We start from the raw sequence: 18,981 nt of genomic DNA on the forward strand, positions 1-18,981 counted from the left end.
AACCGTGCGAGTGAGCCCTATGCTGCTTTATGCGCTCAAACGAATTTTGCATGTCATTCCGGTCACGATTGGCGTCAGCATTGTCTGCTTCATGCTGATTCATATTGCGCCGGGAGATCCTCTCGCAGCGATCCTTCCATCGGATGCGTCCGCCGAGATGCAGGCGCAAATGCGCAGTTTCTACGGTCTTGATCAGCCGTTGCCGGTTCAATACCTTCTGTGGGCATGGCATGCCTTGAAAGGTGACCTTGGCACGTCAATCGCAAGCGGTCGTCCAGTCCTCGGCGAAATTCTCGATGCCTCGGTAAACTCCATCATCCTGGCTGTCGCTGCTGCTTGCATCGGCTTCATCACCGGTTCGGTGCTGGGGTTTTTGGCAGGCGTCTTTCGCGGAACATGGATAGATCGCGCGGCATCCGCTGTTTCGATGCTTGGCGTCAGCGTGCCCCACTACTGGTTGGGCATGGTTCTTGTCATCGCCTTCTCGGTTACGCTTGGCTGGCTACCTGCCATGGGCGGCGGCCCGGAAGGATCTACGGGACGAGGATTCAGCTGGGCCTATCTCCAGTTTTTGATCCTGCCTGCCATTACCATGTCAGTCATTCCTATGGGCATCATCGCCCGCACGATCCGTTCGCTCGTTGCGGACATTCTTTCGCAGGATTTCACACAGGCGCTCGCAGCGAAGGGGCTTATGAGCAGACAGATCATGCGCCACGTCATTCGCAATGTCGCGCCGACGGCGCTTTCGGTCATGGGCCTGCAGCTTGGATATCTTCTCGGCGGCTCGATCCTCATCGAAACCGTCTTCTCCTGGCCGGGCACCGGTTTTCTTCTGAACGGCGCCATCTTCACCCGTGATCTGCCGGTATTGCAGGGGACGATCCTCGTCCTCGCAATGTTCTTCGTCCTGCTGAACCTTGCAGTCGACGTGCTCCAGAGCGCTATCGACCCCCGTATCCAGAGGAGCTGACCATGAGCGCAGTCACCGCAGAAATCGGCGCGTCTGTCGTTGTCCCCGTTGCAAAATCCCCTGGCTTCTGGCGCAATGTCCTGCGTCGGCTCTCGCGTGATCCGGTGGCCATGATCGCTCTGGCAATCATTGTCATACTGGTTCTTGTCGCGATTTTCGCGCCCTACATCGCACCCTACGATCCATCCAAAGGCAGCGTGATCCGCCGCCTGAAACCGATGGGAACGCCCGGATATCCTCTCGGAACCGATGAGTTGGGCCGCGACATGCTCTCCCGCCTGATCCACGGCGCTCGCCTGTCCTTGATCATGGGCGTTATCCCGGTGCCGATCGCTTTCATCATCGGCTCCACCATCGGCATCATCGCCGGGTATTCTGGCGGCATCGTCAACACGCTCATCATGCGAACAATTGACGTATTCTATGCCTTTCCATCCGTCCTTCTCGCGGTGGCACTATCGGGTGCACTGGGATCGGGTCTGACCAATGCGCTCGTCTCCCTCACAGTCGTATTCATCCCCCAGATCGCCCGTGTTGCAGAAAGCGTCACCACCCAGGTGCGTAAACTCGATTACGTGGATGCCGCCCGCGCGTCTGGAGCTTCTGCTGCAACCATCATTCGTGTCCATATCCTCGGCAACGTGCTCGGGCCGATCTTTGTGTTCGCGACCAGCCTCATTTCCGTCTCCATGATCCTCGCCTCGGGCCTATCCTTTCTGGGCCTAGGCGTCAGACCACCGGATGCCGAATGGGGCCTGATGCTCAACACGCTTCGCACCGCCATCTACAGCAATCCGTTTGTGGCAGCCCTTCCCGGCGTGATGATCTTCATCACCTCCATCTGCTTCAACCTTTTCTCCGACGGGCTTCGCACGGCCATGGATGTGAAATCATGATCAACCTTGTCGGAGAACCCACACACCACCTTCCCGTCGGCGAAAGGGGCGGTCCGGCTCAGCCTCTCATATCCGTAAAAGGCTTGCTTAAGCATTTTCCGGTCAAGGGCAGCGGCTTCCTTAAGCCGAAAAAAGTCGTGCACGCAGTGGATGGCGTAGATTTTGACATCCTGAAAGGTGAAACGCTGGGGGTTGTGGGTGAGAGCGGCTGTGGAAAATCGACCACCGCCCGCCTGCTGATGCAGCTCATTGCGCCGGATCGAGGGGAGATCCTGTTCGATGGCGAGACGGTGGGTGAGACGCTACCGCTCTCGGAATACCGACGTCAGGTGCAGATGGTGTTTCAGGACAGCTATGCATCCCTCAACCCACGCTTGACGATCGAGGAATCCATCGCATTTGCGCCCCGCGTTCATGGCGTTCCGGCACCAAAAGCTATAGCAAGGGCTCACGATCTGTTGCACCGGGTGGGGCTTGAACCAGTCAGGTTCGCAGGACGCTACCCACACGAATTGTCCGGTGGTCAACGCCAGCGCGTGAATATTGCCCGCGCCCTTGCACTGGAGCCACGTCTCGTCATCCTCGACGAAGCCGTTTCTGCTCTGGACAAGAGCGTCGAAGCACAGGTTCTCAATCTTCTACTGGACCTCAAACGAGATTTTGGCCTGACCTATCTCTTCATCTCCCATGACCTCAACGTGGTCCGCTTCATGTGTGAGCGGGTCATGGTGATGTACTTGGGAAAGGTCGCGGAGATCGGCGAACGCGATGCCATATTCGAGGAAACCCGCCACCCTTATTCGTCCGCCCTGCTGGCCTCCATGCCGAAAATGGACCCTGGTGAGCGGACCCTCGAACCGCCTCTTTCCGGGGATCCGCCGAACCCTATCGATCCGCCTGCGGGCTGCCGCTTTCATACGCGCTGCTCCTTCGCGGAAGATGTCTGTCGCCAGACGCTTCCACCCCTCACCCGCATCTCTGGCGCCCAGTCGGCAGCCTGTCTAATGGCCACGCCGAATTCAGGCCATAGCCGTGCACCGGCACAACTGGAGGCATGACCTAATGACCGATCCTATGATCGATATCCGTAACCTCTCCGTGACATTCAATCGCGGACGAAAGCCGGTCAAAGCCGTCAACGGTGTCAGCCTTTCTGTAAACAGTGGCGAGGTCGTTGCTCTCCTAGGAGAGTCTGGATCGGGCAAGAGCGTGACCATGCGATCGCTTCTCCGGCTCCACCCAAAGGGAACCACAATAGAGGGGTCTATGCGTGTGGCAGGCAAGGACGTAACGGAGCTTTCCGCGCGCGAACTTGCAGACTACCGTGGCGCGACCGTTTCCATGGTGTTTCAGGAGCCACGCCTTGCGCTCGATCCCGTCTACACTCTCGGTCAACAGATCGAGGAAGCGATCATACGTCACAAAGGCGTCTCACGGCGCGAGGCTGCGTCTCGCGCTCTTGGGCTTTTCGAAAAGGTCCGCATCCCCTCCCCCGAGCGAAGACTGATGAACTACCCGCATGAAATGTCAGGCGGCATGCTACAGCGCTCGATGATCGCCATGGCAATTGCCTGCAACCCAAAGGTTCTGCTTGCAGATGAACCGACGACCGCGCTCGATGCGACTGTCCAGATCCAGATTTTGCTGCTGATCCGCGAACTCCAGAAGGAATATGGGCTGTCCGTTATCTTCGTGACCCACGATATTGGCGTTGCGGCAGAGGTCGCAGACCGGATCGCGGTCATGTATGCCGGACGAATTGTGGAGGAAGGAAAGGTGGCCGACGTCATCCAGAATCCGAAGCATCCCTATACCAAGGGTTTGCTTGGTGCGCGCGTCGAGCTCGCGCATGGGCGCGACCGGCTGATTACGATCCCCGGCGCGCCTCCGGACCTCGCTGCCCTGCCGCCAGGCTGTGCATTCGCGCCACGTTGTGGAGAGGCCGTCGCACAGTGCCTCACCGATGTGCCTCGCTTGACAGCGACCGACGGCACGGCAAGTGTCGCCTGCGTAAAATACGCCTAGACGACCTCACCATGCCCCATATCACCTTGATCAATCCGAACACATCGCAGGATACCACGGCGATGATGACGGAGATCGCACGCAACGAGCTTCCGCCGGGATTCAATGTCGAAGGAAAGACCGCTCGCCACGGCGTTGCCATGATCCTGAATGCGTACCAACTTGAGGATGCTGCCGAAGAGACAATCTCGATCGGGCTTCTGGCATCAGCGAAAAGCAATGGCCTCATCATTAGCGCCTTCGGAGATCCGGGACTGCAGAAACTGAGAGCCGGATGCAGCCTCCCGGTCGTTGGCATTTGCGAAGCGAGCATGCTGGAAGCCACGGTTGGAAAAAGGCGCTTTGGAATTGCCACAGTGACGCCGGAACTGGTTTCAAGTTTCGCGGCAAAGGCGCGAGCTCTGGGAGTAGCCAACTTCTACACCGGAACCCGACTGACATCTGGCAATCCTGTGGACCTAACCGGATCTCCCGAGCGGCTGTATGAAGCGCTGGAAAAGGCTGTGAGAGAGTGTGTTAACCTCGACGGCGCCGATGTCGTTATCATCGGCGGTGGTCCCCTGGGACAAGCCGCCCACGCGCTTCAGAAGGCTTTGGCTGTGCCCGTCATTGCACCTATCGGATCTGCTGTCCGGTCTATCGTTGCCCAGATCGAGAAGCGCACCACTCCCGTAAAGCCTTCAACATAGATCTTGTGGCTGCTTGAAATGAGCGGGAAGATCCTGAGCAACAGGAGTAGGGAGCGCGGATGCGAAAAGATCGATCTTTTCTCTTCAGAGTAAGGGAGGCCTTACCTGAACTGCGCCCTGCCGAACGACGCCTTGGGGAGTTCGTTTGCGACTTTCCGGGTGAGCTGGCCAGCTATTCTGCTCAGGAATTGGCATTGCTCGCCCATGTCTCGAAGGCGACCGTCACTCGTTTCATCCAACGGCTAGGCTATGCCAACTACGAAGAAGCCCGGCGACATGCCCGGATAGACAAGCAGAGCGGATCGCGGCTGTTCCTGAACAGGGCCGAGCAACCGGGGAGACCGCAAACGATAGAGGCGCATGTTGCGCAAGCCATTTCAAACCTTGAAGCGACATTCCTCACCATCTCCGAAAGCCAGATCGAGGCTGCGAGCCAGGCGATGATGGCAGCGCGCAAGGTCTGGGTTCTTGGGTTCCGCAGCAGCTTTCCCTTCGCCTCCTATCTGCAGTGGCAATTGACGCAAGTTCTTGAGGAGATCGTGGCAATCCCCGGCCCCGGACACACACTTGGGGAACACCTGGTGAGTATCGCCCCCGATGACTTGGTCGTATATTTTGCTTTGCGGCGCAGAGTGGCACAAGGAGAAAACATCCTCACACATATTCGGAAGACGAAGGCGAAGCTGCTCTACATTACCGATGAAAGTGCAAATTTCGAAAGCGGACCCACCTGGCATTTTCAATGCCAGACGCTGGCACCCGGCCCGTTGTTCAACCATACGGCCGTCATGACGCTCTGCCATCTGCTGATCACGCGCTGTCTGGAAAAGGCAGGCGTGGGGGGCAGGAAGCGCCTGCGGCAAATCGAGACGTTAAACGAAAAGCTTGATGAGCTTTGACCTCGCTGAACCATCAACTGGTCAGCTGGAATTGGCCTGTCGTATTGTCGAATTTGACGCTCTGTGTTGCATTGGATGCCGAAAAGCTCAACACAATGGGGGGCTGCACGGTCACCTGCCCCGTGAGGCGCTTGTCGTATATCGCAGAGAACTGTGGAAACGCATAGGTCGGCACTGCCATTCCAACTGCAGCACCGGACATAACCGTGACCATGATGTCGTTCGTCGGCCACAAAGTTGCCAGACCTTGAACCATCAACGAAGACGCTGTTGTTACCGCGGGTGATTGTGCCTGACTGTTAACGGTGAAGACATTTGCCAAGCCCGTTGTAACGGTATCTTGAGACTCATTCGTGAGCTGAACGATGCTTTGCGCTCCTGCCTGGCCAGCCGCAGAAATCATAGTCCCGTTAAACGCATAGGCCAATCCGAGATAGGCAGTTTCCGAAGAATTGATGGGAACGACTTGATCCGTCGAAAGCTGGGTGGAGGACGTGTACACTGTGAGAGCATCGGTCCAGCTTACCTGGATGCTATTGAGGGGAGAAATCAGAACCGCGACGACCTGATAATATGAGGACGCCTGCGGCACGAGAATTGCTATGGATCCGCCAGCCGCGTTGATTGTTTTGATACCATCGTTGTCGACGGAAATATTCAACAAGAAATTCATCACGCCTTCTCCTGAAGGTAGAGGCGGCCGACCCCTCCCCCGAGAGATCGACCACCAGCCCCGTAAACCCTCTGCGCGAACTGCCAGGTTGTCCGAGCAGAGAGTTCTAAAGCGTCAGAACGACGCCTTACCAGGACAGGGTCAGGTTATCGGGACCGGGCGCGGGTGTCGTATTTGTCACCCTAACGCTGCGGCCACCGACGTTATAGGTATGGATCTCACCCAACGGGATGACGTGCGGCTCAGGCTCTTCATCGCCAATCGCGACAGTGTAGGGCGTCATGACGCCTGTCACCTGGAGTGCTCCCCGAACCTGCCCTTCCCTCAGAAAGGCAGACTGCCTGCGCGGCACTGTTATGACCGTTAGCATGATCGATACCTCAAACCACTGATGCTTCGATTGACGCCTCAGCTCATGATGAACTGATTGTTCTGGTCGTTATAGGCGACGCTGGCGGTTGAGTTGGTCGTATAGGTGACCGTCAGCGCGTTGCCGGCAACCTGGGAGATGACGATACCGTTGTTCGAATAGCTGGACGTATAGATCTGGATCGTCTCGATCGGCGTGAAGATTGCCTGCTGGTTGAAGAGAATGCCAACAGCGCAAATCGGGGCGGAAAGAGCCGCGCCGTTGACCGTCGCACCCTGTACGAGACCGCCGGTCACCATCGCCACATTGTTGATCTTGAGGTTCGGATCGCCGTTGTTGATCTCATACTGCGTTGTGCCAACAGAACCGGGGACGCCGGAATCGAAATAACCAGCGGTGTTGAGGTTATAGCTGCTACCAGCGATTGCTGTCGCCTGTGAGCTGGTGATGATCTGGGCACCAGCCTGTGCATTGGTGGTCGATGCATAGACCGAATACTGCTCCGTCCAGGTGACAGTGTTATTGAGCTGTGGCTGGAAGGTAATCCAGGCTGTCTGGAGGCCACCCGCTGATTGCTTCGCAATCGTAACGCTCTGTCCAGCCTGGCTCAATGCCTGAAGGCCGGCCTGATCGAATGCAATATTCAGAGTATAATTTGGCATGTTAATATCCTATCAAGGCTTACGTTGACGCTATAGGAAGGTTTCACAGACGTCTCGTTGTGATACCCTCCCCGTTGTCGGCTGCATTCCGTCAGGCCAATCTTTTTAGCAACCTGAGCGTTTTTTATTTTGATATGCAACCTGAAAGAGAAGTTAGTGATCTTCTCCGAAGGTTTCTTCTTCGTCAGTCATCCTGACGTTTGCGCGCTTCATCTCTTCGGTACTGAAGGGGGGATTTGCCGAAATGACGCTTGAACGCCGTCGCGAAGTTGTTTGGCGATGGATAGCCAAATTCAGCTGCGATTTCAGTGATTGAATCCATGCTTCGCATCAGGCGGTAGGCTGCACCTTCCAGTCTGAGCTTCCGTTGCCAAGCGAGAGGCGGAAGTCCGAACTCCTGCTTGAAAAGGCGGTTTATAGTGTTGTGATTGCTATGGAAATTTCTGGCCAGCGACCGGACGGATACAGACCGCTGCGGATCTTCGCTCATAAAGTTGCAGATGCGTTCAACGAGTGGGATCGACGAAAACCGGTGATATCCTCCTTCATGAGACCAGATCCCGCAGCGACCCAGGATTCGAACACTCAGTTCGGCCGGCGTAAGGGGCCATGCGATGAAATCGGTAAAGCCGGACGAGTAGGTTGTTTCACGATTGTTCAGTCCGGGGGTTACGAGGGCTAGATTATGGACATTCAACGGAACCTTCGTGGGGAATTCGTTCCTGCAGTCGAAGATAGCAAAATCCCTGGAACTTGCCCGGTTCTGCGGTTCTGCGTGGTTCAGCTGAAATCCATTCAATGACTGGATTGCAGTGCTGACGATCCCTGCGAGGCTCTGGTCGGTTGAATGAATCTCGAGCGCGATGGAGGTTAGGCTAACTTTGTGGGTGAAGTGGATCAAGTGCATGCTACTACCAAATTGCTGTTTAAAACAATTTCTGGTAGCGGATTAACTGCACTACTCTCGATAGCTAAAAATGATAAAATTTACCACAGGTTGCAGACTTGCCGCTCTGCAGATATGGAATACCCGCTGCCACAGGATGACAGCGGATGGATAATTCCTATGAGAAAGGCTGGATACGTCTCTCGAATCTATTCGAAATCGGCTCAATCGTCTAACGCTTTGAAAAAGCCATAAAGTTTGCCGGGGTTGCCGCGCCAGATGGAATTCTTCTCCAGAATTTCACCCTTCATGATAAAGCAATCCAAATCCGCAGTTGAACCTTCCTGCATGACAACGCCGTAGTGAATGAACGCGCCTGTGGCCAAGGTACATCCGTTACCGATGCGGATATGGTCTGATTTGAAGGCCCCCTCCTCCAGAGAGTGAGCCTGGATGACGCAACCTTCGTTCAACGTTACATCGTCACCGATTTCGACCAGCGAACGTTCAGTCAGGTTCGCGCCGCCATCGTAGACGCGCTTGCCCATCTTGACCCCAAGCGCTCTCAAGATCATTGGCCTAAATGGTGTTCCCGTAAACAGGTTGGTCACGGGAGAATCGGCCAGTTTCCAGTGGCGTTCGTGACGCCAGAACGAGATGTCGTAGATCGTGGTCATGTTGGGCTTCAGCGGACGGAAGCGAAGGCTGGTCCATTCGATCAAGATGTGAAGTACGATGGTAACACTCGCCGTCAGGACGACTGCGCCGAACAAGGCAAGGTGACCCCACTCTGTGTAATAGTTCAGCGCGCGATCCCAGATTGCGAGTGTTGAAAACAGCATGATCCATTGAACCGCGAAGAATGTCAGGCCAGTTGCTGCATTGTGCCTGTTCTTCCGCGGCAACTGCGCACGTCGTTCGTCCTCAGTGACCCCTTGAATAAGGTCGACATCCCGTTGAACGATACGGGGGATCTCGAATGGCGGGGAACCCAACAGTCCTACATTCTCGCGCATCGGGCCATCGACCGGAATCATGACCTTGGTTCCGAGAAGAACATTCTCTCCCGTGCGGCCGTTCGGAGGATAGAAGATGTTGTTTCCGAGGTAATTCCGTTCACCAATCTTGGTTTTTTCCAGGCGGAACGCGGTCGCAGACTTGTTGACGTTGATCATGTACAGACCGTCCGAAACCATTGTCCCGGAGCCAATCTCGCAAAAAAGCGGATTATCCTGCTGTTGATTGCTGCCAAAGTTGGAACCGGTCTGAACCACCTTGTTCAATTTCCATCCGAGAGCTCGAATGTAGTGGACGATGGCGGAACTGTCGCCAAACAGAAGGTTCAGCAATCGCGCATTGGTGACAACTTCCACGATGGACTGAAGCCAGAAATGGAAACCATAGAGCTTGTATGTCCGGTTCGGTCGCAAGATGAAGCTGAATAGTCGAGGCAGAATGAGCGCGGCAGCCAACAGACCCGCAAACAAGGCAACCAGCGTTACGGTCGTGCCGATCGCCACCACGCCAATGGATTCCTGGTAGTCGTCGGAAACATTCTGCCAATAGCTGTGGAACCATAAAGGAATGGGAGTCACAAAGACGAACAGTGTAATGACCTGGACAATTTCGTAAAGAATTCGGCGGGTCGTCGAAATCTGGACCGGAGGAACAGGACAGTAATTGGCAGTCGTCTGACTTGCGGGAGAGCCATGCCAATGCTGGTCGTCGGGTATCCTCTGCCCCCTCAGGAGCGAGGAGGCATGGCCGAGCTGCGACCGATTGCCAATACTCGTGTCGATGTCGATCATGCAGCCCATCCCCACAAAGGCATTGTCGCCAATCGAGATTGGGCCTGTATGAATGTATCCCGACTGCGCGCGATACCCCATAAGCATGGACTCTTTACGCAGAATGGAATTGTCACCAATCGAAATGAGGTCTGTACAGACAGGAATCGAGCGGCATTCGATCGTCGTATTGTCACCCAGGCGGGCGCCTAGCAAACGAAGGTAGAGGCTGTAGAGCGGACTTCCTCGGAAAAGTACGACGGGCGCGGTTTGTATCAGCGTCTTGACGACCCAGAAGCGGTAATAGCGCAGACTCCAGATGGGAATGCTTTCCGGTTTCCACCGTCCGATCAGCAGCCACTTCATCAAGATTGCAAAGCCGGACATGCCAAAGAAGATAGCAAGCGATAGAAGTGCGCATCTTGCATAGAGCTGGGCGGGATCATCCAGCTTGTCATAGACCCAATTCAGTCCCCGGTTAAGCAACCATAGATCTGCATAGGCGTAAACGCAATAGAACAGGAGTTGCGCAGAACCACAGGCCCAATAGGCGATATTGCTGGCTCGGTGACGGGGATACGTTTCCTCAACGGCGACCACCTCTTCCTCTGGCCCCTTGAGGTATTGCGCCAAACTCGCAACAGAAGGGTGCATGTAGATGTCACGCATCGAAGTGGTGGCCCACTCTTTACGCATTCTCAGCTTCGCACAGAACCGCGCCAGGAGTAGGGAGTTCGCACCCAAATCGTCGAAGAAATGATCTTCGATCGAATTGACCTTCATGTTCAGCGCCTCAGAAAGCGCGTTGGTGATGAACTGTTCTTCATCGTTTGATGGCGGAACATGTGGTCGTTCCTTGCTAACTCTCAAGCTCACGGGCCGTGGCAACTTGCGCGTATCAACCTTGTCGGAAACCGTCATTGGCAATGACGGCAACTCCTCAAGGAACGATGGTACCATATAGTCTGGCAGACGCTTTCGCAGTTCTGCGGCAATGGCGCTCCGAGACATCGCATCAACGCCGGACTTATATGCATAGTATCCGACAAGCTCGACTCGGCCTGGTTCAATCTCCCAAGTGGTAACGGCAGCCTGCGCGATGGACGGTTGCTCCAGAAGCACCGATTCAATTTCGCTCAGTTCAATCCGATAGCCTCGGATCTTCACCTGGGTGTCGATGCGGCCGTGATATTCGATATCGCCTTGCTCGTTGATCCGGCCGAGATCACCTGTCCGGTAGATTCGATGGGAGGGATTGTTAGGCAGCCCGATAAAGTCGGGGATGAACTTTTGTTCGGTCAGGTCAGGACGGTTGAGGTAACCAACTGCAAGCCCGATACCAGCGATACCAATCTCACCCAGATCTCCGGGAGAAGCAAGCTCCGGAGATTCAGGGTCAAGCAGAACGATTGAGTATGTGGGCAAGGGCATTCCGATTGTGACCGGATCATCGGGTGTCAAATAGCACATCGTCGCCGTGACGGTTGCTTCCGTGGGCCCATAGGTGTTTAGGATCTGCCGATCTGGACGCCACCATCTCTGCACCAGATTCTGCGGACAATGCTCTCCCCCAACCAGAATCGCGCGAAGTGAAGGAACATCGCTCTCGACAGACGACAGGAGGGTAGGCGAACACGCCATGCAGGTTATTTCGTTGGCGCGGAGGAATTCGGCAAGCTCCTCACCGACAAGCGTCATACGGCCCGGTGCCGGAACAATGGTCGCACCAGCGGCGAAAGGAACCCAGATCTCCTCGGTGGAGAAATCAAAGGCAATCGTCATGCCCTGATAGACTCGGTCTTCTGGCCGGTAGCCATAAGCATCCGCTGCGACGCGTACGAAATTGCAAATGCTTCGATGCGCAACAGCCACCCCCTTGGGTCGGCCTGTCGTGCCTGAGGTATAAAGAATGTAGCACAGATCATCGGAAGCCGGACCGACCTGAACCGCCGAAGACGCGAACTTGGACAAATGCTCGCGGTCGAGCGTTACCACGAGATGGGGGACGGATAAGCCCCTTGCGCGATCAGCATAGGCCTTGATTGTAACGAGGAGAGTGACATTGGCATCCTCCAAAATGAGCGCCATGCGTTCATCCGGAAAGGCCGTCGCAAGCGGAACGAAAACCGCACCAGCCTTTAGAATGGCGAGAATGATGATGTAGGTTTCAGCTGAGCGATCAACCAGAAGCGCAACGCGGTCACCCGGCTTCACACTCTGATCGATCAACATGCGCGCAACCTGATTGGCGCACGCATCGATCTCGGCATAGGTCCACTGTCGGCAAGCATCGATAACAGCCACTGCGCCGCCGCCTGATGCTGCGCGCTCTGCAAAGATATGCTCCAGCCTTTCACCTTGCCTGGAAGCAGTGGCAGATACCGGACCAAGAAGGATCGGGGCATTCTCTCCGATGTCGGAAAGGTCACGTCCGCGCAAATGTGTCCCAATCAAATTCATTATGTCCACCTGCCTACGCTGCACCACCGCTGATCATATGTGAGGAGACGGTATTACCGGTTCAGGGCTCATTATGATTGCAATGAATTCTTGCAGTCTCCCGCCTATTCTGGAACTGCGCCACACCTATGTTTCGGTGCGCCCGGTTCGGTCAAGACTTCTGTTTGCTTCGCCACTTTTTTTTGCACGGTGTGCTAATTCTTCAGCAGATTGAGCAGGGCCTGACTTGCAAATATTTCGATCCTGGTCGAGCGCAGTACGCAACAACCAAACTTCAGCGGAACGCGGTATCCCTAGATTACATCATCACATCGGGACCTGGGCTGCGGCGCGGGCAATTGGCCAGCGGCCATGTTCCCCGCGGGGAACTACGGACGCTGGCAAAGCATAGCGAGTTCCCCGCGGGGAACTATTGCCCATTCACCCCCACTCCGAATCGATATAGGTTTGTAGTTGCGCATAATCGCCGTAGTTCCGGTTTTTTGCGAAACATCACCCTCGTTAGAGACATATTAACCAAGGCTGCTTCTATCTATCGCAATGCAATTGAGGACCCGAATCGTGAACCGCCATCTAAGTAGCCTTGACTTCATGCAAAGCTTTTCGAGCAAACTTGACAGCGCGCTTCAGAGCTTGACGCTTGCCCAGTATCCACCGGACTCGCGTCGCGAAATGCGACTTTTCCCGGCAGCGGAAGTAGCAACGCTACTGGATGTATCGGAAGCCTATATTCGACAGATCGTCCAGAAGGAGAAGGGGCCCGCTCCGGAAATTAGCGGCAATGGACGTCGCATGTATACCCTTGAGCAAATTCTCGAGCTGAGAATGATGCTTGCAGAAAACGGGCGCAAGAAGTGGATGAACCCTCGCCGCATTACCGGCGAAGCCTGCCAGATCATTTCAGTCACGAATTTCAAGGGCGGTTCCAGCAAGACCTCCACGACGGTCCATCTGGCGCATTACCTTGCCTTGCGGGGTTACCGCGTGCTGCTGCTGGATCTCGATCCGCAGGCTTCGCTCACCAGTCTTCATGGAGCACTGCCGACCTTTGATCCACGGACCGACGATACCTTTTATGCAGCCATCCGCTTCGATCAACCGCGTCCGACACACGATCTCATTCACAAGACACATATCACCGGCCTCGACGTTATATGTGCCGGACTTGAACTGACGGAATTTGAAACCGCGGTCGCACTTGAGATGCGCAAAAGCGGCACAAGCTTCTTGCTACGTGTATCTCAAGCTCTGGAGCAGGTAACGGACGATTACGACATCATCCTGATGGATTCAGCGCCTTCGCTAAACTTCCTCACACTCTCCTCGCTAACAGCAGCGACCGGCGTTATCATTCCTGTGCCAGCCCATATGCTAGACGTGGACGCAACCGGCAAATTTCTCGAACTGGCATCGTCCTACATGCAGATCCTCAATGATGTGGGCGCATCCGTCTCCTGGGATTTTGCGAGGTTCCTGATTACCAAGTATGAACCAAACGACCATCCGCAGGCCAATATGGCTGCTCTCATGCGTCAGGTCTTCGGCGAGAACCTGCTGCTGAACATGATTATCAAATCAACAGCGGTTGCCGACGCACTGACCTGGAAGCAAAGTCTCTACGAGGTGCAGCGCTCGAGATTTTCGTCACCGAAAACCTACGACAGAGCGATTGAGTCGCTAAACGCGTCCAATGAAGAAATCGAAAAACTCATCTGGACTGCATGGGGTCGCCAATGAGCCGTAAAGATTCGAAGGGAATGTTCGCCAACGTGCTGGGACAAATGCAGGCACCGGCTGGGCCCATCATCCCCACGCCGGCGCCAAATTCCCAGTCCCCACATCTGAAGAAGGTCGCCGACGGTATTCGCCAGATGCAGGAGAGGGGAGAAATCCTCGATCGCCTGCTGAAGGAAGGCGATCGCATTGCTGAAATCGATGTCGACGATATTGCGCAGTCCGCAATTCAGGATCGCTTCGAAGGAGCCTATGACGATAGTGCCATGGCCGAGATGCTGGAGTCGATCCGGCAGCAGGGCCAGATTGTGCCCGGTCTGGTTCGACCGACATCGGACGGGGTAAAGCCTTTTCAAATCGTCTACGGTCGTCGCCGTCTGGCTGCGGCCAAGGCTCTGGGTCTGAAGTTTCGCGCGATCGTCAAGGACCTGACGGATGAACAGGCGATCATCTATCAAGGCGAAGAAAACACCAATCGAGATGATCTTACCTTCATTGAAAAATGCAGTTTCGCTCTGGCCCAACAAGAGGCCGGTTTCAACCGCGATGTTATCTGCGCCTCGCTTTCTACGGGCAAATCGCACATCTCCGAAATGATCCGCATCGCAACAACGGTGCCGGGAGATGTACTGCGCCTTATTGGTCGTAGTCCGGATACCGGTCGGCGGCGCTGGATGGAGTTCGTCGAACACTGGCATCAGGCTGACAATGCCGATGGACAGGTGAGGGCGGCTCTTGCCTATGTCAAAGATGGTGCGGACCGTTTCGCGCTTGCGCTCAACGCGCTGAAAACCCAACAGGTCAGGCAGAGTACCTCTTCAGTTTACACGATCGAAGCGAGTGGGTTGATGATCGGAACCCTTGCACATTCGAAATCGGGCTCGAAAATCAATTTCAACAAGTCTGTCTCGACCGACTTCGCGGAATTCATTGCTGAGCAGCTGCCTCTGCTGCATGCACAGTATCTAAAGAGAAACAGGAAGGAATAGTCCGCAAAAGAAAAAGGCCCCCGAGACGTCGCCGTCGTGGAAGCCCTTCTCATATCCTTAAGCAAGACAGAGAATCGCACTTTCACGAATCGCAGTCAAGAGTTTTTGGCACCGTTTTGGTGAGCGGATTTCTTTTGCCTATTGAAAGGCAAAGAAGATGCATCTCGAATCTATAACGACGCCCTTCGGGCGGCGGCGGTTGACGCATGCTCAGTTGAAACATCAAGCGACGGCAAGTTCCGTCGCAGGGTCTCACATTGTCGATAAGTGGAAAGTTTTCCGACACATCGCAGAAGCCCGCTCCAGGCTTGGCCTTCAGGACCGGGCACTTGCTGTGCTGAACGCACTTCTGTCATTTCTTCCGGGAACCGACATGGATCCCAAAGCGCCATTGGTGGTATTCCCTTCAAATGAACAACTCTCGCTTCGCGCGCACGGCGTATGCGCCAGAACGCTGAGGCGAAGCATAGCCTCGCTCGTTGAAGCAGGACTGATCTGCCGAAACGATAGCCCAAACGGTAAACGCTACGCCCACCGTTCTCGCAGTGGTGAGATCGAATATGCCTATGGCTTCGACCTGCGCCCCATGGCCTTACGCGCCGCAGAATTTGCCGAACTCGCAGCCGAAATCGTAGAAGAAGCGATACGCTTGAAGCGAACCAGGGAAGCGATAACAATCTGCCGCCGGGACCTGAGAAAACTGCTGCAGTTCTACATCGAGGAAACACGCTCGGAAGAACTCATTTCGATTTCCTTGCGCCTCGATGAGATCTTGGCTCATCTTCCGCGCAAAGCTGCAGCCCAAAATTTGGAAGCATCGTTGCGCGCGCTCAAAGCCTTGCGTTCTCAACTGCTCAACGTTCTGAATAACATTGAAAAATCGAATAATTCGTCCGCCAATGAGGGACAGAGTGACCGCCACAAAGAGGAGTCAGAATCCGAATCCCATATTGAAAAAAAGATCGGAAAACTTTGCGGAGAAAAGACGCAAGCACAGCACCGCACTCATACGTTTGAGCCGACCGTCGCAAAAGGAAGCCGTATCTCACTGGACGTGATTTTGAAAACATGCCCCAAAATTCTTGAATGCAGTCCTGCAATGCCCATAAGAGACTTGATGTCTTTGTCGCATATCTCTGAAATTGCACGTGTGGTCCTCGGCATAGACAAGGAACAGTACCTGCGCTGTGTTCAGCTGGGCGGCGAACTGACAGCAAACATTCTTGTGTGCATCGTTTACCAGCGTCAGGAACAGATCAGATCACCGGGCGCTTATTTCTGCGAATTGCTCAAGCTCCTAACCTGCAATCGCCTCGATGCCGAAAAGCTTGTGCTGTCGATGCTGAAGCGGAGCTATGACAGAAGTCAGGAGAGGCCAGTCGCCACCGAACAGCCAATCACCGTCTCTCACCAGCTTCTAAAGCTTTGTAGCCGACCAGCAGCGCGTGCTCAGAGCGCGGAGGAGAAAAGAATGGTTCGAATCACGTCGACAAACTAGAATGATCAGGCTCGGACGGTTCGAAGTGCTTGTGACGATAGTTTAGCTTCGATACCAAATACAGCAGAATCCCAGTAGCGGACATTAAATGGCATTTCATGTCTGTTTAACGAGTTATTCACTATGGCATCAACGGCTTGTCATTCTTGCAAATTCGACGTCGATGGCTTGTTGAATCATCTGATATCCGCAGATGCCGCGCTCGTCCGACTTGACGAACGCCTCTGGAAATCACCGATCCAGGAAGGATTTCTTGAACGGTTTCATTTTCTCGACGCCTGTGCCTCTTTATGGATCGATGGTGAACTGGTTCATCTGGAAGACCTCGTTTTGCATGATGTCTCCCAAGACAGCCGGACACCCAGCCACGAGTTGACGATTGCAAGCGACGTTCTTCGGCAACGCAGACGAATTGCAGGCAATAAGATCGACTGGGCGCTGACAGCCTCTGGTATCACATCCCTGCGTGGGAAAAGCCTCGCGGAGGACACACCCCGTCTGGAACTGAAATCATTGGTTCTTGATGATGACCGCGAACAGGATGATCTGGACAGCAGCATCGCTGCCATAGATGCTTTGCTTACAAAGAGTGAATCAGTGCTACATGATATCAGGTTCGCCAAGCCACCAGCCAAAGAGAACCTTATCTATGACGAAGATTGGGACGAGGAAGAGCGTCTCAGTGAATGGCTCCAGATTGTTTCCAAGAATGCGCACTATCCTGCGCTGCTGCAATGTGTCATCGCCCTGGATAGCTGGGGCACGCTACAGGTTTTCCAGCATGGAGGCTGGCTTGGGCGTTTGCTTGCCGCTTCGTTGCTACGGCAGCGACAACTCGTCACGGGCCCGCATCTTCCTGCGCTGAACCTCAGTTTGAAATTCGTGAGCCGAGAAGACCGCACCGCACGCGATACAAATGTCCGACTTCGGAATCTGTTGGGTGGCATTCGTGCGATGGCAGAATTCGGGTTGAAAGAGCACGATAGACTGTCTCTTGCGCATCAGATGATGTCCCGCCATCTGGTTGGACGACGATCATCTTCAAGACTTCCGCAATTGATCAATCTTGTTTTGTCCAAACCGATCGTTTCGACGGACATGGTCGCACGTCAATTAAGGATCACACAGCGTGCGGCATTGCGCCTGATCGAAGAACTCAACCTTCGAGAAGTCACGGGTCGAGGCCGTTTTCGCGCCTGGGGTATTCTGTAGTGTGGCTGGGTTGAGACACTCGGGTTTCTGAGCGAAGCTCCCGCTTTACGCTTTCTACACGGTCCACAGGCTAGGAATGGCGCAATGGCCCTTATGTTCCCGGGCCTTGCGAGAGGCTATGTCGAAGGTCAGGACATTCGAAGCAGCAGATTTGGATGACGTTGCGAACTTGTTCCAGCGGCTTCTTCGAAAGACGTCCACACCTGCAAACGATGACCTGAAATCCTATTTCCGACAGATCTTTCTCGATAACGCGCGGCCTGAACCGGCTTTCAGATCGCGGGTTCATCTGCGAGACGATGGCAGCGTATCGGGGTTTATCGGGGTTCTCCCGGTTTCGATGCAGTTCAAGGACAGGCAGATCCTTGCACTTGATTGCGGAAGCTTTGTCTCCGATGATCGGGACGTGGATCCATTTGCAGGCGCCCGCCTGTTGCGGGACGTCTTATCCGGACCCCAGGATCTATCCTTTACAGAGACTGCCAATGATATCTCGACAGAAATGTGGAAATCCATGCGGGCTACGGTCCTGGGGTCATACAGTCTCGGTTGGCTGAGAATCCTGCGCCCGGCGTCATTCGCCATAGAGGCTGCAGCGAACCACATGCGTGCTCTAAAGTTGATGAGGCCCCTCGGCTATGCATTTGATGGTGTCCTGTCTCGCGCAGTTGGCCCTTCAAGCTGGCTCGGCTACGAGCAGACACCGGGTAAGGCAGACGCCTTTTTGACCGAGCCGATTTCAGATGCGGAATTTGCCGCCCTGCTGCCAAGACTACTGACCCAGTTCGAAATCCGACCCGTTTGGAGCAACGGACAACTGGAGGTGATGCTTCAGCATGCGGCTCGCAAACGCAACTATGGCGAACGCCACCAGCGCGCCGTGAAAAACCGTAGCGGGAAGATCATCGGACTTTATCTCTTTTATGGCAGCAAGGGTGATATTGGCAGAACGGTTCAAGTCGTTTCGGAACCGGGCCTCGAATCCATCGTCATCGACTGTCTGTTGAGAGATGCATCCGCCTGCGGGCTTGTGGCCGTTCGAGGCGCCAGCCAACCGAACATCATTCAGGCGATGATCGGCAAGAAATGCGCATTCGTTCCTGCGGCAGCAACGATTGTTCATACGCATGATAGGGAACTTCTGGAGGCGCTGAAGAGCGGACAGGCGTTTATCAACGGTCTGGTGGGCGAGGGCTGGACCCGGTTCATCGGCGACCGGTTCGAGTGA

General features: G+C 54.8%; 15 protein-coding genes. 11 read left to right on the top strand and 4 right to left on the bottom strand.

Translation table 11 applies throughout. The features are described 5' to 3' along the window. Positions 1 to 19: 19 nt before the first annotated feature. The 6 genes from E8M78_RS06160 to E8M78_RS06185 are packed head-to-tail and all read left to right on the top strand — an operon-like array spanning position 20 to position 5,482. Positions 20 to 973 carry an ABC transporter permease gene (locus tag E8M78_RS06160; RefSeq protein WP_137134237.1) on the top strand — a complete coding sequence of 318 codons (954 nt, stop codon included), beginning with the start codon at positions 20 to 22 and terminating at the stop codon, positions 971 to 973. A 2-nt stretch (positions 974 to 975) separates the two neighbouring features. Continuing rightward, on the top strand, positions 976 to 1,869 hold the full coding sequence (locus E8M78_RS06165; RefSeq protein ID WP_137134238.1) for an ABC transporter permease: 894 nt from the start codon (positions 976 to 978) through the stop codon (positions 1,867 to 1,869). Next, positions 1,866 to 2,927: an ABC transporter ATP-binding protein gene (locus E8M78_RS06170; protein WP_137134239.1), complete on the top strand. Its 1,062-nt coding sequence runs from the start codon at positions 1,866 to 1,868 to the stop codon at positions 2,925 to 2,927. The genes E8M78_RS06165 and E8M78_RS06170 overlap by 4 nt, the downstream gene beginning before the upstream one ends. A 4-nt stretch (positions 2,928 to 2,931) precedes the next feature. After that, entirely contained in the window at positions 2,932 to 3,894 is a 963-nt protein-coding gene (locus E8M78_RS06175; protein WP_137134240.1) for an ABC transporter ATP-binding protein, read from the top strand. 11 nt (positions 3,895 to 3,905) lie between these two features. Further along, positions 3,906 to 4,583 carry an aspartate/glutamate racemase family protein gene (locus tag E8M78_RS06180; RefSeq protein WP_137134241.1) on the top strand — a complete coding sequence of 226 codons (678 nt, stop codon included), beginning with the start codon at positions 3,906 to 3,908 and terminating at the stop codon, positions 4,581 to 4,583. Positions 4,584 to 4,642: 59 nt separating this feature from the next. Continuing rightward, on the top strand, positions 4,643 to 5,482 hold the full coding sequence (locus tag E8M78_RS06185; protein WP_137134242.1) for a MurR/RpiR family transcriptional regulator: 840 nt from the start codon (positions 4,643 to 4,645) through the stop codon (positions 5,480 to 5,482). A gap of 13 nt (positions 5,483 to 5,495) precedes the next feature. Here the strand turns inward: E8M78_RS06185 and E8M78_RS06190 are convergent, their stop codons facing one another. The 4 genes from E8M78_RS06190 to E8M78_RS06210 all read right to left on the bottom strand — a co-directional run bounded on the left by E8M78_RS06190 (position 5,496) and on the right by E8M78_RS06210 (position 12,320). Further along, on the bottom strand, positions 5,496 to 6,155 hold the full coding sequence (locus tag E8M78_RS06190) for a hypothetical protein (RefSeq protein ID WP_137134243.1): 660 nt from the start codon (positions 6,153 to 6,155) through the stop codon (positions 5,496 to 5,498). A 127-nt stretch (positions 6,156 to 6,282) separates the two neighbouring features. Continuing rightward, positions 6,283 to 6,525 (bottom strand): hypothetical protein, encoded by a 243-nt coding sequence (locus tag E8M78_RS06195; RefSeq protein ID WP_137134244.1) that lies wholly within the window; start codon positions 6,523 to 6,525, stop codon positions 6,283 to 6,285. A 38-nt stretch (positions 6,526 to 6,563) separates the two neighbouring features. Continuing rightward, positions 6,564 to 7,187: a hypothetical protein gene (locus tag E8M78_RS06200; RefSeq protein ID WP_137134245.1), complete on the bottom strand. Its 624-nt coding sequence runs from the start codon at positions 7,185 to 7,187 to the stop codon at positions 6,564 to 6,566. Positions 7,188 to 8,297: 1,110 nt separating this feature from the next. After that, positions 8,298 to 12,320 carry a Pls/PosA family non-ribosomal peptide synthetase gene (locus E8M78_RS06210; RefSeq protein ID WP_137134247.1) on the bottom strand — a complete coding sequence of 1,341 codons (4,023 nt, stop codon included), beginning with the start codon at positions 12,318 to 12,320 and terminating at the stop codon, positions 8,298 to 8,300. Between the two features lie 561 nt (positions 12,321 to 12,881). Here E8M78_RS06210 and repA point away from each other — a divergent pair. The 5 genes from repA (at position 12,882) to E8M78_RS06235 (ending at position 18,981) form a co-directional block, all read left to right on the top strand. Then, positions 12,882 to 14,057 (top strand): plasmid partitioning protein RepA, encoded by a 1,176-nt coding sequence (gene repA, locus E8M78_RS06215; RefSeq protein WP_137134248.1) that lies wholly within the window; start codon positions 12,882 to 12,884, stop codon positions 14,055 to 14,057. Further along, positions 14,054 to 15,043 carry a plasmid partitioning protein RepB gene (gene repB, locus E8M78_RS06220; protein WP_137134249.1) on the top strand — a complete coding sequence of 330 codons (990 nt, stop codon included), beginning with the start codon at positions 14,054 to 14,056 and terminating at the stop codon, positions 15,041 to 15,043. The genes repA and repB overlap by 4 nt, the downstream gene beginning before the upstream one ends. A gap of 157 nt (positions 15,044 to 15,200) precedes the next feature. After that, positions 15,201 to 16,541, top strand: a complete 1,341-nt coding sequence (gene repC, locus E8M78_RS06225; RefSeq protein WP_137134250.1) for a plasmid replication protein RepC — start codon at positions 15,201 to 15,203, stop codon at positions 16,539 to 16,541. Between the two features lie 171 nt (positions 16,542 to 16,712). After that, the gene (locus E8M78_RS06230) at positions 16,713 to 17,753 is read left to right on the top strand and encodes an RHE_PE00001 family protein (protein WP_246658240.1); all 1,041 of its coding nucleotides are present in this window, start codon (positions 16,713 to 16,715) and stop codon (positions 17,751 to 17,753) included. A gap of 118 nt (positions 17,754 to 17,871) precedes the next feature. After that, complete coding sequence (locus E8M78_RS06235; RefSeq protein WP_137134252.1) at positions 17,872 to 18,981, top strand: hypothetical protein; 1,110 nt, start codon at positions 17,872 to 17,874, stop codon at positions 18,979 to 18,981.

The sequence above is a fragment of the Rhizobium sp. FKY42 genome, from assembly GCF_005222835.1.
In the GTDB taxonomy this organism is placed as follows: domain Bacteria; phylum Pseudomonadota; class Alphaproteobacteria; order Rhizobiales; family Rhizobiaceae; genus Neorhizobium.